At 43.4% G+C, this 14,749-nt stretch carries 15 protein-coding genes; 8 read left to right on the top strand and 7 right to left on the bottom strand.

Going from position 1 to position 14,749, the window contains the following annotated elements; genetic code table 11:
• Positions 1 to 162: 162 nt before the first annotated feature.
• Positions 163 to 345, bottom strand: coding sequence for a hypothetical protein (locus tag LC605_RS08160; protein WP_229547067.1), 183 nt, complete (start codon positions 343 to 345; stop codon positions 163 to 165).
• A 380-nt stretch (positions 346 to 725) separates the two neighbouring features.
• On the opposite strand from LC605_RS08160, the gene LC605_RS08155 reads away from it, so the two are divergent.
• Positions 726 to 1,403 (top strand): response regulator transcription factor, encoded by a 678-nt coding sequence (locus LC605_RS08155; protein ID WP_012407592.1) that lies wholly within the window; start codon positions 726 to 728, stop codon positions 1,401 to 1,403.
• An 83-nt stretch (positions 1,404 to 1,486) separates the two neighbouring features.
• Here LC605_RS08155 and LC605_RS08150 read toward each other — a convergent pair whose 3' ends face one another.
• Positions 1,487 to 1,795 carry an NIL domain-containing protein gene (locus LC605_RS08150; protein WP_229547066.1) on the bottom strand — a complete coding sequence of 103 codons (309 nt, stop codon included), beginning with the start codon at positions 1,793 to 1,795 and terminating at the stop codon, positions 1,487 to 1,489.
• Between the two features lie 520 nt (positions 1,796 to 2,315).
• Between LC605_RS08150 and LC605_RS08145 the strand changes: the two genes are divergently transcribed.
• Positions 2,316 to 3,101 carry an Rpn family recombination-promoting nuclease/putative transposase gene (locus LC605_RS08145; protein WP_229547065.1) on the top strand — a complete coding sequence of 262 codons (786 nt, stop codon included), beginning with the start codon at positions 2,316 to 2,318 and terminating at the stop codon, positions 3,099 to 3,101.
• Between the two features lie 2 nt (positions 3,102 to 3,103).
• Here LC605_RS08145 and LC605_RS34135 read toward each other — a convergent pair whose 3' ends face one another.
• The 3 genes from LC605_RS34135 to LC605_RS08135 all read right to left on the bottom strand — a co-directional run bounded on the left by LC605_RS34135 (position 3,104) and on the right by LC605_RS08135 (position 5,410).
• Positions 3,104 to 3,175 (bottom strand): hypothetical protein, encoded by a 72-nt coding sequence (locus LC605_RS34135; protein ID WP_369010350.1) that lies wholly within the window; start codon positions 3,173 to 3,175, stop codon positions 3,104 to 3,106.
• Between the two features lie 385 nt (positions 3,176 to 3,560).
• On the bottom strand, positions 3,561 to 4,952 hold the full coding sequence (gene asnS / locus LC605_RS08140) for an asparagine--tRNA ligase (protein ID WP_229547064.1): 1,392 nt from the start codon (positions 4,950 to 4,952) through the stop codon (positions 3,561 to 3,563).
• A gap of 95 nt (positions 4,953 to 5,047) precedes the next feature.
• Positions 5,048 to 5,410 (bottom strand): hypothetical protein, encoded by a 363-nt coding sequence (locus LC605_RS08135; RefSeq protein ID WP_229547063.1) that lies wholly within the window; start codon positions 5,408 to 5,410, stop codon positions 5,048 to 5,050.
• Positions 5,411 to 5,454: 44 nt separating this feature from the next.
• Here LC605_RS08135 and LC605_RS08130 point away from each other — a divergent pair, with 44 nt between their 5' ends.
• Positions 5,455 to 5,733 carry a DUF6439 family protein gene (locus LC605_RS08130; RefSeq protein WP_229547062.1) on the top strand — a complete coding sequence of 93 codons (279 nt, stop codon included), beginning with the start codon at positions 5,455 to 5,457 and terminating at the stop codon, positions 5,731 to 5,733.
• Between the two features lie 216 nt (positions 5,734 to 5,949).
• On the opposite strand, the gene LC605_RS08125 is transcribed toward LC605_RS08130, so the two are convergent.
• Entirely contained in the window at positions 5,950 to 6,399 is a 450-nt protein-coding gene (locus LC605_RS08125; protein ID WP_229547061.1) for an anti-sigma regulatory factor, read from the bottom strand.
• Between the two features lie 393 nt (positions 6,400 to 6,792).
• Positions 6,793 to 8,199 carry a 23S rRNA (uracil(1939)-C(5))-methyltransferase RlmD gene (gene rlmD / locus LC605_RS08120; protein WP_229547060.1) on the bottom strand — a complete coding sequence of 469 codons (1,407 nt, stop codon included), beginning with the start codon at positions 8,197 to 8,199 and terminating at the stop codon, positions 6,793 to 6,795.
• A 244-nt stretch (positions 8,200 to 8,443) separates the two neighbouring features.
• Between rlmD and LC605_RS08115 the strand changes: the two genes are divergently transcribed.
• The 5 genes from LC605_RS08115 (at position 8,444) to LC605_RS08095 (ending at position 14,560) form a co-directional block, all read left to right on the top strand.
• Positions 8,444 to 8,929 carry an allophycocyanin subunit alpha-B gene (locus tag LC605_RS08115; RefSeq protein ID WP_229547059.1) on the top strand — a complete coding sequence of 162 codons (486 nt, stop codon included), beginning with the start codon at positions 8,444 to 8,446 and terminating at the stop codon, positions 8,927 to 8,929.
• Positions 8,930 to 9,690: 761 nt separating this feature from the next.
• Positions 9,691 to 12,135, top strand: coding sequence for a phosphoribosylformylglycinamidine synthase subunit PurL (purL, locus tag LC605_RS08110; RefSeq protein WP_229547058.1), 2,445 nt, complete (start codon positions 9,691 to 9,693; stop codon positions 12,133 to 12,135).
• A 368-nt stretch (positions 12,136 to 12,503) separates the two neighbouring features.
• Complete coding sequence (gene purF, locus LC605_RS08105) at positions 12,504 to 14,003, top strand: amidophosphoribosyltransferase (RefSeq protein ID WP_229547057.1); 1,500 nt, start codon at positions 12,504 to 12,506, stop codon at positions 14,001 to 14,003.
• A 288-nt stretch (positions 14,004 to 14,291) separates the two neighbouring features.
• Entirely contained in the window at positions 14,292 to 14,468 is a 177-nt protein-coding gene (locus tag LC605_RS08100) for a hypothetical protein (protein WP_229547056.1), read from the top strand.
• Positions 14,450 to 14,560, top strand: a complete 111-nt coding sequence (locus LC605_RS08095; RefSeq protein ID WP_229547055.1) for a LuxR C-terminal-related transcriptional regulator — start codon at positions 14,450 to 14,452, stop codon at positions 14,558 to 14,560. Before LC605_RS08100 ends, LC605_RS08095 begins: the two co-directional genes overlap by 19 nt.
• Positions 14,561 to 14,749: the final 189 nt, after the last annotated feature.

Here is a 14,749-nt window from a genome sequence, read left to right as displayed (position 1 = left end):
TCATCGTGTAGAAAGTTTAGGATTTGCAAAAATTCAGCGACACACTTTTATTTGCGCTGACTAGACAATTGGTAATTACTGCTCAAAACAAGCTAGTCTGGAATCCTAGGAATACTTAAGAAAGCGACTTAAAGAGTTAAAAGTCAATGAGCCGCAACAGAGTCATGCCATTTGCGTCTTTAGAACTAAAGCCAACTGCTTGCGTGTTTGTTGTTCTGGACTCATAATGGTGGTTTCCCCTGATGGAGTCTGGTATCGCCAAGCAAACTCGGAAGTTATTGAGCGGTTCATCCAAGAACACTTAATAGGCAATAAGGTGGTAGAAGAATATGCGTTTTTAACCATCCTTTGCCAGAAACCTCCCTAGTTTATTGTGAACAGCTCATAGAGGCTTAACAACCGAAGGACATGGTATAGCAGTAAGCTTTAAGAAAGTGCGGGTTGGTTTTGAGGTAGGGTCATCTTTAAGCCAATACTTACTTGTGAGTCAGAAGGATTATTATTTAATCAGTGTTTTTTCGCCCGCCACTTTCAATGCGATATATAATAACGCATTATAGATACTACTGCTATACGTATCCTTGCTGGACTTTTGCTATCGAGCTACTAGTCTATTGAAGGTACTCGGCATTTTTGAGACTTCGAGACAGCAAAGGCAAGTTAAGTAGGAAAAAGGACAACATCTCGAAATAACCCACCATAGAGGATAAATATTCAAGACCTTGATGGACCGAAGCGCGACAAGTGCCACTGCTATGAAAGAGCCCAGCATGAAAGATCACAAACGACTTCTATTGATTGATGATGACCCTAACCTCATCTTGCTGGTGAAGGATTACTTAGAATTCCGGGGATATGAAGTCATCACCGCCGAAAATGGACGTGAAGCTCTGGAAATTTTAGAGCAAGATGTTCCAGACATGATCATCTGCGACGTGATGATGCCGGAAATGGACGGATATACTTTTGTGGAACAAGTCCGGCAAAACGAACGCACCAGCTGGATTCCGGTTCTTTTCCTTTCAGCTAAGGGACAAAGTGCAGACCGAGTTAAGGGTCTGAATAAAGGTGCTGATGTTTATATGGTCAAACCCTTTGAACCAGAAGAACTCGTAGCGCAAGTTGAATCCTCGCTGAAACAAACTATCCGTTGGAAAGAACACCAAGCAAAAGGAGGCGAAAACGGTTCCCGTATCCAGGTTCCCTTCGATGTACAGTTAACCCCAACCGAACTGAAAGTAGTCCAGTTTGTCGCTAGGGGTTTAGCTAACCGGGAAATTGCTGAAGAACTAAATGTAAGTCAGCGCACGGTTGAAAGCCATGTGTCCAATATGTTGGGCAAAACCAATCTCCACAACCGCACTGAATTAGCGCGGTGGGCGATTGAAAATCAAATGGCTTAAACAAAGTTAGGAGTTAAAAGTTAAAAGTTAGGAGTTATGAATTTTTTAACTCCTAACTCCTAACTCCTAACTCCTAACTAAATCTACCAACCATCTTCTTCAGGGCTGGATTGGTGCAAAATTTCTAAATCCAGTTCATCCAGGTAAGTTAGGGCGCTTTCAATCTGGGAAACAGTGCCCCGTAGTTCCAGGTCGAAGCAGCTATATTGTGGCACGTTTGCGCTTACCTGAGCATCAGCAATAATGACTGTGACATCATACTGAGAAACCAGTCGTGAAATGACTGGTTCCTCATGCAAGTCTTTAGGAATGCGAACTTGGATACGAGTTTGGGTGCGTCTATTATCTAAAATATCAGTATTAGATTTTACTTGTTTATTTGGAATTGCCATTCTAGCTTCCTACTCGACTTCTGGGATGAGGGTTTTACTTTTCACAATTTTTTTAACACTAGTAACGTGCGGCGTAAATACGCCTACCATTTCTCAAGGCTGCAAATGATGATTGGTTTCAAAGTTCATAATCGTGGGTTGATTTCCGCTATACTGTACTAGCGTCACTTATCCCACGCAGGCAGGCAAGAAAGTATTTGCCTTTGTAAACTTTAATCTAGATATAGTAAATGTGAAGAACTGCTCATAATTCGGTAGTTATGAGGTTAATTGTTATTCTATAGTGGTTTTCGAGCAGATTAAATATAGTAAATCTCTAGGGGTACAACAATTGTTATACCCCTAATTTATTGTGTATGAAATTTAAAATTTAATAACTGCAAGATTATCTTTCTAAACTTCAATATAAATACATGGAAGCCAAGTTATATAATACCAATCTGGCGTGTGGGTTGCAATGACTGTGAGAATCATAACTAATTATACGGACATGATATGATACCCTCTATTTAAGACTGCTATGTATGATAATATTTGTAAATTCATTGCTGAAAACTTCAAAGATGATTTGGCAACTTGGTTACTAGGTTCACCGATTAAATTAACAGAACTTAGCCCGACTGAGTTATCAAACGAACCAATTCGCGCCGATTCATTAATTCTATTGCAATCTGATGATTTAGTTCTACATACCGAATTTCAAACAGACCCTGATGAAGATATTCCCTTTCGGATGTTAGATTATCGGGTTAGGGTTTATCGCCGCTTTCCTAACAAAGAAATGCGTCAAATAGTAATCTATTTGAGAAAAACAAGTTCAGAATTAGTCAGTGAAAACAGTTTTAAGTTAAACAACACCTACCATCAGTTTGAAGTAATACGTCTGTGGGAACAACCGACAGACAGGTTTATGAGTGTTCCAGGTCTATTACCCTTTGCCGTGCTAAGTCAGACAAACGATCCTACAATGGTATTAACCCAAGTAGCCAAAGCGGTTGAAGCGATTAGCGATCGCCAGCTACAAAGAAATATAGCTGCTGCAAGTGGAATTCTAGCAGGTCTGGTGTTAAAAAAAGATGTAATTAAGAAGATTTTCAGGAGTGAGATTATGCGCGAATCAGTCATTTATCAAGAAATCCTAGAAGAAGGCGAAGCCAAAGGCGAAGCCAAAGGTAAAGCAGAAACAACAAGAAAGTTGGCTTTAAATTTGTTGCGAATTGGAATGAGTTTAGAGCAAATTGCTCAAGTTACTGAATTATCTATTGAACAAATTCAAATTTTACAAGAGGAGATTCAAAAATCTTAATTTTAACTAATCATTAATAGGAAGTCGATAAAATCACTTACTTCCTCAACTAAAGATTCTGGCATTTGCTGGATTTTACCAATGCTTTGATCATCTATGCTGATGATAAATGTTTTGAGATGGATTTCTCTTTATCCACAAAAGTCAAAAACCTGGCGATTATAAATCAATACGCTTGGGTTAAGGCTAAAACTCTGAGTAAAAGTCAGTTTTTTTTTACGAACCGCCAAGGACGCCAAGGACGCAAAGAGAAGAAAGAAATGCTTAACTGAACTGTATTGGATTATAAATCAATACGCTTGGGTTAAGGCTAAAATCCTTTGTCAAAGTCAATTTTTTTGACGAACCACAGAGGCAAAGAGTTGCCAGTGCGTTGGGCGGGTTCCCCGACTTGAAAGAAGAAAGAAATGCTTAACCCAAGCGTATTGGATTATAAATGGCCAGGTGTAAAATTTAAAACTAAAATTCAGCACTTTGCGGTGTACGCGGAAAGGGAATCACATCACGAATATTTCCCATACCCGTCATAAATTGCACGAGTCGTTCAAAACCCAACCCAAAACCGGCGTGGGGAACACTACCATAACGACGCAAATCAAGATACCACCACAATTCTTCTGGCTTTAACCCTTGCGCTAGCACTCGGCGTTCTAATACTTCTAAACGTTCCTCGCGCTGGGAACCGCCGACAATTTCGCCAATTTTAGGTGCGAGAATATCCATTGCACGGACGGTTTTTTCATCGTCGTTCAAACGCATATAAAAGGCTTTGATTTGCGCTGGATAATCTGTAACGATCGCAGGCTTTTGAAATAATTGTTCAGCCAAGTACCGTTCGTGTTCTGATTGTAAATCTAAACCCCAACTCACAGGATATTCAAATTTAACATCGGCTTTTTCTAAAAGTTTGATGGCTTCTGTATAAGTTAACCGTTCAAACTGATTATTAATAATATTTTCGGCTGTTGTCAACACAGACTTATCAATGCGTTCATTGAAAAATTCCATGTCTTCTGGACAAGTTTCCAACACATATTTAAAAATGTGTTTGAGAAACGCCTCAGCTAAATCCATATCGCCTTCTAAGTCACAAAAAGCCATTTCTGGCTCAACCATCCAAAATTCTGCTAGGTGGCGCGAGGTGTTGGAGTTTTCTGCACGGAAGGTAGGGCCGAAGGTGTAGACGTTAGAAAAAGCCATCGCCATCACTTCCGCTTCCAACTGGCCGCTAACTGTTAAATATGTGGGTTTAGCAAAAAAGTCTTGGCTATAATCTACTGCTTGGTTTTCTGTGCGGGGAATATTTTTCAAATCTAAACTGGTAACGCTAAACAGTTCACCCGCGCCTTCGCAGTCGCTAGCAGTAATGATGGGTGTGTGTACCCACAAAAAGCCTCGTTCTTGGAAAAATTGGTGAATTGCTGTCGAACAAGCATTTCTGACGCGAAAAACTGCACCAAAGGAATTAGTCCGCGATCGCAAATGTCCAATAGTTCGCAGAAACTCAAAGGAATGGCGTTTCTTTTGCAGGGGATATGTATCGGGATCAGCTTCTCCGTAAACTTTCACCGTCTCGGCTTTCAACTCAATTCGCTGTCCTTTACCAAGAGAAGCCACTAGTAGCCCTGTTGCTTCAACAGCAGCACCCGTATTCAGTTTTTTCAATATAGCTTCATAGTCTGGCAAATCTTGATTAATGACGACTTGCAAATTAGCTAGTGATGAGCCGTCATTGACTTCAATAAAAGCAAACCCTTTGGAATCGCGTTTCGTTCTCACCCAGCCTTGCACTTGGAGGGATTCATCAGGTTGGCCACTTCGCAATATTTCTGCAATCCGTCGATTTGCCATATTTTACAACTTATATTTCGTCAACGTAGACAGTACAAATATTAAAGAATCTTAACGAGCTTACCCAATCCAAAATCCAAAATCCAAAATTGGATTTATCCAGCATAAGACTTTAATATCCAGCCTATGATAACGCCCATTCCACCAAAGCGGACGACTTGCCAGAAAGGTTTTTTGAGGCTACGCCAAGAAAATAACTGGCTTTCTAAGTTTAGTTCTAGTATTTCCAACTGCTGTTGAACTTGCCGTAACTCTGCTTTGATTTCTGGTCTATGAGATTTATTGTGCTTTAATTGCTCACGACGCTGTTGCCATTGTGCCTGTTGTTGGCGATCGCGCTGCACTTGATTGTAACGTTCTTTCAAGGATAAGAGCGATCGCTCTACTTCCTCTAATTCTTGTTCAAAATCTGGTTCTGGAGTTTCCTCTGACGGCTGTGATTGTTTTGGCGGCTTCATTTACAAGTAGTAAAGTAGAAGTAAATGCAAATGTGCCAATAATTATGTCTCAATCTACTCAGCTGCCTAAAACCAGTCAACTGAATGAACTTAGTACTCTGGAACTAGCTCAAGCCCTCATGGAAAGGCTGACCATTTCCCCTAACGATTGGCATCGCCTCAAGTCTAACCGCAATTCCCGCGCTAATGAACAAGTAGCAGCAGCGATTGTGTATCTGTTAAAAAATCAGCCACAAGAAGCTCAAGCTAGATTAGAACAAGCAGTTGGTTGGTTAGATCGCTCTATTTCTGCGCCTCCCTGTCCGACTCACGGAAAAAGTTAAAAGTTAGGAGTGATGAGTTAAAAGTTTTAAATTCCCGCGATGTGCAACTTATTCTTGAAACCCCACTTCCATTCCTCTCCCCGTTGGCGTCAGCCCGTCGTCAGACAAGCGGGGAGAGGCTTTAAGTCTTGCTCCCCTTCCCTTGTAGGGAAGGGGCTGGGGGTTAGGTTTGAGAGAAAGTTGCACACCGCGTAAATTCCCAACTCCTAACTCCTCTTACCGCCGCAGAGATAGTCCTCGGCGACTTTCCATTTGTTTACAAAGCCTCAATTCTGTGCCTTTGCGGTTCCACTCTACCTGATCAAAAATTTGATGCAGAAGACATAAACCACGACCATTTTCTGACTCATCTGGTGGAAGATAGTCTGTTGGTTCTTCATTGCTAGTAGATGAAGGAGTAAAACCGCTACCCTGGTCTGATATTATCCACCAATATTGATTATCTATTACGGAAAAACGAACTACAACTGTTTTACTCGGATCAAGATTATTGCCATGTTTAGCTGCGTTTACTAGGGCTTCTTGAAGTCCTAGACGGAGTTCCGCTTGTAACTTTGCTGGAATTTCTGCCAACAACAAGTCTAATATGGGACAAAGGTAGAGGGTTGAGGCAAAACTAATAGTGCCCCAATAACGTCCAACTGGACGGAGTGAAATAGTAATCACAAGAGAAACCCCATAGCTTTCAGTTAGCTAGACATCAGTTTGCTATTACAGTCACCCTGATAAAACTTGAGGTGGTCATGCTGCCTTCAAACTTGCGTCTTTAAAACTAAATTTTGAAAATGCTAGGGAGCATTGGCTCTACAATTATAAGTTGGCATTGTTTAGATATATCGGCTGGAATAACTTTGATGATAATGATGTCAGCAAATTAAAAAGATGCTGTTAATTTCAGAGAGTATTCACATACTCTAGTTAGTTGCCGATTTATCATTCATAACAATCCACTTCATATTTTCAGAACCTATGCAACTTGAATTTATTTAAACAAAATGAATTTTTATCTTTGCCTTAATTCAATTTTAGCATCTTTTAGTATGCACTAGACTAAAAATTTCAAATTTCAGTTTTTGTAAAGGAATTACTACCCTTGTCCAAATTTGATAGCACAAGAAAGGCGGCAGCTTCAACATGAGCAGTTTGAGGGAAAAAATCAGCCGGTTGTACCCGTGTGATGGTATATTGACCATCTTGACAAAGCAATTTCAGGTCGCGGGCGAGGGTAGCCACTTTACAACTGACGTAAACGATCCGAGATGGTTTCAATTGCCGTAAAGTGTCGATGACTGCGCGATCGCACCCCTTACGTGGCGGATCGAGTATTACTACTTCTGGTATTGTGCCCATTTTGGGAAGCAATTTTTCTACTGCCCCGACAAGGAAAGTCACATTATCAATTCCGTTGCGGTGGGCATTCAAGATCGCTTGTTCTACTGCTGCTGGTTGCACTTCTAATCCTGTAGCAATCCGTACTTTTTTGGCGAGGGGTAAAGTTAAAGTTCCTATACCACAGTAGGCATCAACTAGCAACTCATGCCCTTGAAGATTGAGTTCTGATTGAATTACCTGCAATAGTGCCTCTGCTGTTTCTGTATACACTTGGAAAAATGTATCTGGGCGTACTTGAAATTCCAGCCCAGCAAAATTCTCATGGAGGTGGGGGACTCCAGCAATGCAACGGGTTTCTGATCCAAAGATAGCATTTGTGCGATCGCCATTGCGGTTGAGCGACACTCCCACTAACTGCGGATAGCGCTTTAACCATTCCTGGGCTTGGGTTTCAATCCCTGATAAATTCCAGTCTTTCACCACCAAAGTCAGCAACATTTCCCCAGTGTGTCGGCCAATGCGTAAACCGAGATGGCGAATTTTTCCTTGATGGCGTTGTTCGTCATAAATTTGCCAACCCTGCTGTTGAATATCCTGCTTAACTTCGGCAAGTAAGGGATTTAATCGCGCATCTTGGACTGGACATTGATTTAAATTAATTAATTGGTGACTACCTTTTTGATAGTAACCAGCTTGTACCTGTCCTGTTGCCGATAGCAAGAGAGGATATGTAGATTTATTACGGTAGCCGAAAGCAGAAGGGGCGGCGAGTACGGGATCTACTGGTGGTTGGATAAAATTGCCAATGCGCTCCATTGCTTGGATAACTTGATTTTGCTTGGCTAGTAGCTGGTAATTATAATTAATATGCTGCCACTGGCAACCACCGCACTTGTCAGCCACAATACAACTGGGTCGGATCCGGTGGGGGGATGGTGACAATAGCTGTTGGAGCTTCCCGTGGGCGTATTTAGGTTTAACATGAACCAAGCGGACAATGGCGCGATCGCCTGGAACAGTATCTGGGACAAACACTACACGCTCATCAGCGCGTCCCACACCATCGCCTGTATCACTCAGATTAGCGATCGTCACTTCAATTAATTCACCCTGTTGCCAAATTATTTTAGTCATTAGTTATTAGTTATTAGTTATTTGTCATTAGTCATTAGTCATTGGTCATTGGTCATTAGGCATTGGGAAAACACTTTCTTTATCCCCCTCATCCCCCTCATCCCCCCCATCTCCCCCACTCCCCACTCCCCACTCCCCATTCCCCAAACAGATAAATTCAATACATAACTAGCTCCGATCCCTTCACTTGTGTACCTCCGACTCGTTAAACTAACAGATAATATTTCAGGTGATTTCAATAATCATGACTGTAATTAGCCAAGTTATTCTCAAGGCCGACGACGAACTGCGTTATCCCAGCAGTGGCGAACTTAAAAATATCAAAGACTTTTTGCAAACCGGCGTACAACGGACGCGGATTGCGGCTACCTTAGCCGAAAACGAAAAGAAGATAGTTCAGGAAGCAACCAAACAACTTTGGCAGAAGCGTCCTGATTTTATCTCCCCTGGTGGAAATGCTTACGGAGAACGCCAACGCTCTCTATGTATCCGCGATTTTGGCTGGTACTTACGCCTAATTACCTATGGTGTGCTTGCCGGTGACAAAGAGCCAATTGAAAAAATCGGTTTGATTGGTGTGCGGGAAATGTACAATTCGTTGGGCGTTCCCGTACCTGGAATGGTAGAAGCGATCAATTCCCTCAAAACAGCTTCCCTTAGTTTATTGAGTACGGACGACGCTGCCGAAGCAGCACCTTACTTTGATTACATCATTCAAGCGATGTCTTAGTACAAAGTGTCTGCTGGTTCTAGGAATATACTTCCACTCCACTAGAGTGAGTGCAAAACATTAGCACTCGATAGGAATAAGATCCCCAATTTGCTCATACCTTCCCCACATTTGGTAGTGGCTGTGGCAAAATCTCTGTCAAGTTACCAACCATTTGTGGGGAAATTTTATGGATATGGGTATTGGGCATGGGGCAGTTGTACTGAGCCTTGTAAAAATATATAGGTAGGATAAAACCAAGGTATATTGAGTTTTGTAAAAATAGTGAAACGATTTGTCTATAAGCTCTTTACTAGGTTTAAACTTCATTGCATAGATTGATTTTTTAACGCTGAGTTACTGATGGGGCAAATGACAAATGACAAATAACATCCAAATACAAAAAACCGACAGTCCTTGATGAAGGATGTCGGTGATTAAGTGTGTTCCCTATTAATGACTCGGCTAGAGTTCAGTTGTCATTAATTATGCCTAGTCGGGGATGGCAAGGAGACGATCTTAATCATAGATATGTGTGATTCTCGTCACTTAATTGTTAGACGTAAACTGCATATACCCGAATAATCTCTGAGTTCCAGTAAATTTATGGAAGTTTGAGGCTAACTAAGAATATAGCGATGTCTACGACGGGCTACTCGGCGTCGCTCGTTTGTATGCAATACACTCTGACCTATCTCTTTATGTGTAACGATCCGATAACTGCACCTACAAGGCAAGTAAATCGATAGAATAATGCTCTGTACAATTGGTGCATTATTCCCATGACCGCCACATCTCCTGCTTTCTTTTCCCCCCAAGAAATCGCTGCTGAAGGTCTTAAGCCAGAAGAATACGCAGAAATTGTCCGTCGGTTAGGGCGTCATCCCAACAAAGCTGAACTGGGAATGTTTGGTGTGATGTGGTCAGAGCATTGCTGTTATAAAAATTCTCGACCTCTACTCAAACAATTTCCCACCGATGGCCCCCGCATCCTCGTGGGGCCTGGTGAAAATGCTGGTGTTGTAGACTTGGGCGACGGACTCCAACTAGCCTTTAAGATTGAATCCCATAACCACCCATCAGCTGTAGAACCATTTCAAGGTGCAGCAACGGGAGTAGGCGGTATTCTCAGAGATATTTTTACAATGGGTGCGCGTCCTATTGCTCTATTAAATTCCCTGCGCTTCGGTTCCTTAGAAGATGCCAAAACTCAAAGGCTGTTCCAAGGCGTAGTGGCGGGAATTGCCCATTATGGTAATTGCGTTGGAGTACCCACTGTTGGCGGCGAAGTTTACTTTGACCCAGCTTACTCTGGTAATCCTCTGGTGAACGTTATGGCACTGGGGTTGATGGAAACACCAGAAATCGTCAAATCTGGAGCATCTGGCTTAGGCAACCCGGTGCTTTATGTTGGTTCCACCACTGGGCGCGATGGCATGGGAGGTGCAAGTTTTGCTAGTGCAGAATTGAGCGATCAATCCATAGACGATCGCCCTGCTGTACAAGTGGGTGATCCATTTTTGGAAAAGTCGTTAATTGAAGCTTGTCTGGAGGCGTTTAAGACGGGTGCAGTTGTCGCCGCCCAGGATATGGGAGCTGCGGGGATCACCTGTTCTACCTCAGAGATGGCGGCAAAAGGCGGCGTGGGAATTGAACTAAATTTAGATAAAATTCCCGTCAGAGAAACGGAGATGGTTCCCTACGAATATCTGCTTTCGGAATCTCAAGAACGAATGCTGTTCGTTGCCTACAAGGGGCGTGAGCAGGAATTAATCGACATTTTTCACCGTTGGGGGCTTCAAGCCGTTGTGGCTGGTACTGTCATCGCTGAACCGATGGTGCGGATTCTTTTCCAGGGTGAAGTAGCAGCAGAAATTCCTGCTGAGGCTTTGGCGGAGAACACCCCACTATATAACCGGGAGCTATTGACAGAAGCACCAGAATATGCAAGCAAAGCTTGGGAATGGACTGCTGATTCTTTGCCTGATTGCACAATTGGTGGAATAGAAATTCAAGAACGCCTGCAAAGCTGGAATGATATCCTCTTAACTTTGCTCGATACACCCACGATCGCTTCTAAAAATTGGGTATATCGTCAGTATGACCATCAAGTACAGAATAATACGGTAATACTACCAGGTGGCGCAGATGCCGCCGTCATCCGTTTGCGCCCCCTAGAACAAATCCCCAATCTAAAATCCCAAACCCCAAATCCCAAATCAGGAGTGGCGGCGACAGTAGATTGCAATCCTCGTTATGTTTATCTTGACCCCTACGAAGGAGCTAAGGCAGTGGTGGCAGAAGCTGCACGCAATCTTAGCTGTGTGGGTGCAGAACCTCTGGCGGTGACAGATAACCTAAATTTTGGCTCTCCAGAAAAACCCATTGGTTACTGGCAATTAGCAGAAGCTTGTCGCGGTTTGGCGGAAGGTTGTCGAGAATTGGCGACACCAGTCACAGGCGGAAATGTCTCTTTGTACAACGAAACTCTTGATTCTCAGGGCATCCCCCAACCCATTTATCCCACTCCGGTTGTGGGTATGGTGGGCTTGATTCCTGATATCACCAAAATTTGTGGTCAAGGTTGGCAAGGATCTGGCGATGTAATTTACTTATTGGGATTGCCTGTACAATCCCAAATTGGATTGGGAGCATCTGAATATTTAGCCACAATCCACAATACTGTTGCCGGAAAACCGCCACGGGTAGATTTTGACTTGGAACGCCGCGTCCAGAAAGTTTGTCGTGAAGGAATTCGTAATGGTTGGGTACGTTCAGCCCATGATTCTGCTGAGGGGGGAGTGGCGATCGCTCTAGCCGAATGTTGTATTGCTGGTAATCTTGGTGCCGAAATCAATTTAGAAATCGCACCAACGCAATTAAACCACGGCAGTTGCTCCACTTGGGGAGACCCCATCGCCTTTGGCGTCTCCCCTTGGGAGAAGACCGCACTGCCTCGCCTCGACGAGGTGCTATTTGCCGAGGGTGGTGCCAGGATTTTAGTTTCTGTAACATCAGCACAACAAGAAATTTGGGAATCCTACTTACAGGAACATCTCGGTCAAGAGTGGCAAATACTAGGTACAGTTGGCAATTTTGAGACGGGTTTGGGGGTTTTCACCACTGATAATCAAGCCTTAATCAAAGTTAGTATCGAAGATATGAACGATCGCTATTTCCACGCGATCGCCAGACGTCTCGCCATCCATACCACTACCCCCAGTTAAAAAAGTTAGGAGTTGAAAGTGAGGAGTTAGGAATAAAAAGCATAACTCTTAACTCCTCACTCCTAACTCTTCACTCTTTTCTTTACTTCCTTGAGCAGAATTACGGTACTGTTTTAATGGATGGTTAAAGATTTGTTAAGAACTCTGCCACCATCTATATAATCCCAGTGACTTGACTACCGATTTGAGATTTTGGATTTGGGATTGGAGGCGTTGCTTCTGATTCATGTCTTGCTCCTAGTGGGCGAAACAAATCTAAAATAGCTACTCTCAAATCCCAAGCCGCATCCCTACTAAGGTGCGATCAATCCAAAATCGTCAATCTAAAATCCAAAATTGATTGACCCCCCACCAGGAGCAAAGCTAGCATGATTTCTATTCATTCTGTCACTTCGGATGAATACCCCGATCAGAACAACAACCCAATCAATAGTCATGAAAATCTGCCTGACAAGCCAGAAGAAGCTTGTGGTGTTTTTGGCATCTACGCACCAGGAGAAAACGTCGCTAAACTGACCTACTTTGGATTGTATGCCCTCCAGCATCGGGGTCAAGAATCAGCTGGTATTGCCACCTTTGAGGGTACAGAAGTACATCTTTACAAAGATATGGGCTTGGTGTCTCAAGTTTTCAATGAATCTATCTTGGATCAATTGCCCGGTAGCCTTGCTGTTGGTCACACTCGTTATTCGACCACGGGTTCTAGCCGCAAAGTTAATGCCCAACCCGCAGTGCTGCAAACTCGTTTAGGTTCATTAGCCCTAGCACATAATGGTAATTTAGTCAATACTGTGCAACTGCGTCAAGAGTTGCTTGAGAATAAATGTAAGTTAGTTACAACAACAGACTCAGAAATGATCGCTTTTGCGATCGCAGAAGCCATAAATACGGGCGCAGATTGGCTAGAAGGTTCAATTCAGGCATTTCACCGTTGCCAAGGAGCCTTTAGTTTAGTCATTGGCACTCCCAGCGGCGTGATGGGTGTCCGCGATCCTAATGGCATTCGCCCCCTAGTAATTGGCACTTTAGCTGGTAATCCAATCCGTTACGTTTTAGCTTCAGAGACTTGTGGTTTAGACATCATTGGAGCCGAATACCTGCGAGACGTAGAACCAGGTGAATTAGTTTGGATTACTGAAGAAGGTTTAGCTTCCTATCATTGGAGTCAAAAGTCCGAGCGGAAATTGTGTATCTTTGAGATGATTTACTTTGCCCGCCCTGATAGCGTTATGCACAACGAGAGTTTGTACAGCTATCGAATGCGGTTAGGACACCAATTAGCTAAAGAATCTGCTGTAGATGCTGATATTGTCTTTGGTGTTCCTGATTCTGGTATACCTGCCGCGATCGGATTTTCTCAAGCGTCTGGTGTATCTTACGCCGAAGGTTTGATTAAAAATCGCTATGTTGGGCGAACCTTTATTCAGCCAACCCAAATGATGCGCGAGTCGGGTATCCGCATGAAACTCAACCCTCTCAAAGATGTGCTGGCAGGTAAACGAGTGATTATCGTAGACGACTCGATTGTACGGGGTACTACTAGCCGTAAATTAGTCAAAACCTTGCGTGACGCAGGTGCAATAGAGGTACATATGCGAATTTCTTCTCCGCCTGTAACTCATCCTTGCTTTTATGGCATCGATACCGATTCTCAGGATCAGCTGATTGCTGCTACCAAGTCAGTAGCAGAAATTGCCAAGCAACTGGAAGTAGACAGCCTCGCCTATCTTAGCTGGGAAGGAATGCTAGAAGCGACACGAGAAGACACCAATAGTTTCTGTTCTGCCTGCTTTACCGGAGATTATCCCGTGGTGATTCCTGAGCAAGTAAAACGTTCTAAGCTGATCTTGGAAAAGGTAGTGGTGTAGGGTTTGAGAGCATTCAGGAGATCAGGAGACAAGCCCGCACTCAGACTTTTCGCTCCTGCTCTTGAGAGGCTTTGAATTCCCCTCCTTGGCTAGTACAATGTCTAAGTTAGTTTTGAGGGAAATGGCACTAAGTTAAGATACAGCCCTTGCTCTAACGGGTTAAGAGCCTGGAGGTTCTTAACCCATTCTGGGGGGCTGCCGCTTCCAGTGGCTTAACCAGAGGCAGCAGCCCTTTCGGAACACATTAAGAGCCTGGAGGCTCTTAACGGGGCTACACAAGCCTTAAGCGTGCCATTCCTGCATATCACCCATGAAGGTCAGTCGTGGATTGATCCAGCGATCGCTCGTATCGTTCTCAAGCATACTCGTCAAGGAGCGGCAGCGACGGTAAAACCGAATGCTACTCAGACGGTGACAATCTCTGCAATTGACCCAGAGCAAGCATTATGCAAGCAGAGCCACTGACAAATCGGGAACTGCAAGTCTTAGAGTTAATTGTCCAAGGCTATAGCAATAACAGACTGCCCAGAAACTCTATCTCAGCTTGGGAAGTGTAAAAGTATATGTGCGTGGGGTTTTGAACAAGCTTTGTACAAGCGATGATCGCACCCAGCTGTATTAACCCAAGTTGCTAGTTACTCTTATGGGCGATCGCTTCGGGGTGTGTTAAGCAATAAAATGCCCTCCAAGAAGAAAATTAGGAGGGCTGTATGCTAAACGAAATAATTGCCGTATATGCTATCACA

Origin of the sequence: Nostoc sp. CHAB 5836, assembly GCF_020829445.1 — a bacterium.
In the GTDB taxonomy this organism is placed as follows: Bacteria; Cyanobacteriota; Cyanobacteriia; order Cyanobacteriales; family Nostocaceae; genus Nostoc.
This window is presented reverse-complemented; position numbering and strand designations above follow the sequence as displayed.

Excerpts from the sequence above, each read along its gene's own strand:
- LC605_RS08160 (WP_229547067.1), bottom strand. The coding sequence starts at position 345 with ATGGTTAAAAACGCATATTCTTCTACCACCTTATTGCCTATTAAGTGT.
- purL (WP_229547058.1), top strand. The coding sequence starts at position 9,691 with ATGACCGCCACATCTCCTGCTTTCTTTTCCCCCCAAGAAATCGCTGCT.
- LC605_RS08155 (WP_012407592.1), top strand. The coding sequence starts at position 726 with ATGGACCGAAGCGCGACAAGTGCCACTGCTATGAAAGAGCCCAGCATG.
- purF (WP_229547057.1), top strand. The coding sequence starts at position 12,504 with ATGATTTCTATTCATTCTGTCACTTCGGATGAATACCCCGATCAGAAC.
- LC605_RS08145 (WP_229547065.1), top strand. The coding sequence starts at position 2,316 with ATGTATGATAATATTTGTAAATTCATTGCTGAAAACTTCAAAGATGAT.
- LC605_RS08130 (WP_229547062.1), top strand. The coding sequence starts at position 5,455 with ATGTCTCAATCTACTCAGCTGCCTAAAACCAGTCAACTGAATGAACTT.
- LC605_RS08135 (WP_229547063.1), bottom strand. The coding sequence starts at position 5,410 with ATGAAGCCGCCAAAACAATCACAGCCGTCAGAGGAAACTCCAGAACCA.
- rlmD (WP_229547060.1), bottom strand. The coding sequence starts at position 8,199 with ATGACTAAAATAATTTGGCAACAGGGTGAATTAATTGAAGTGACGATC.
- LC605_RS08095 (WP_229547055.1), top strand. The coding sequence starts at position 14,450 with ATGCAAGCAGAGCCACTGACAAATCGGGAACTGCAAGTCTTAGAGTTA.
- asnS (WP_229547064.1), bottom strand. The coding sequence starts at position 4,952 with ATGGCAAATCGACGGATTGCAGAAATATTGCGAAGTGGCCAACCTGAT.
- LC605_RS08150 (WP_229547066.1), bottom strand. The coding sequence starts at position 1,795 with ATGGCAATTCCAAATAAACAAGTAAAATCTAATACTGATATTTTAGAT.
- LC605_RS08115 (WP_229547059.1), top strand. The coding sequence starts at position 8,444 with ATGACTGTAATTAGCCAAGTTATTCTCAAGGCCGACGACGAACTGCGT.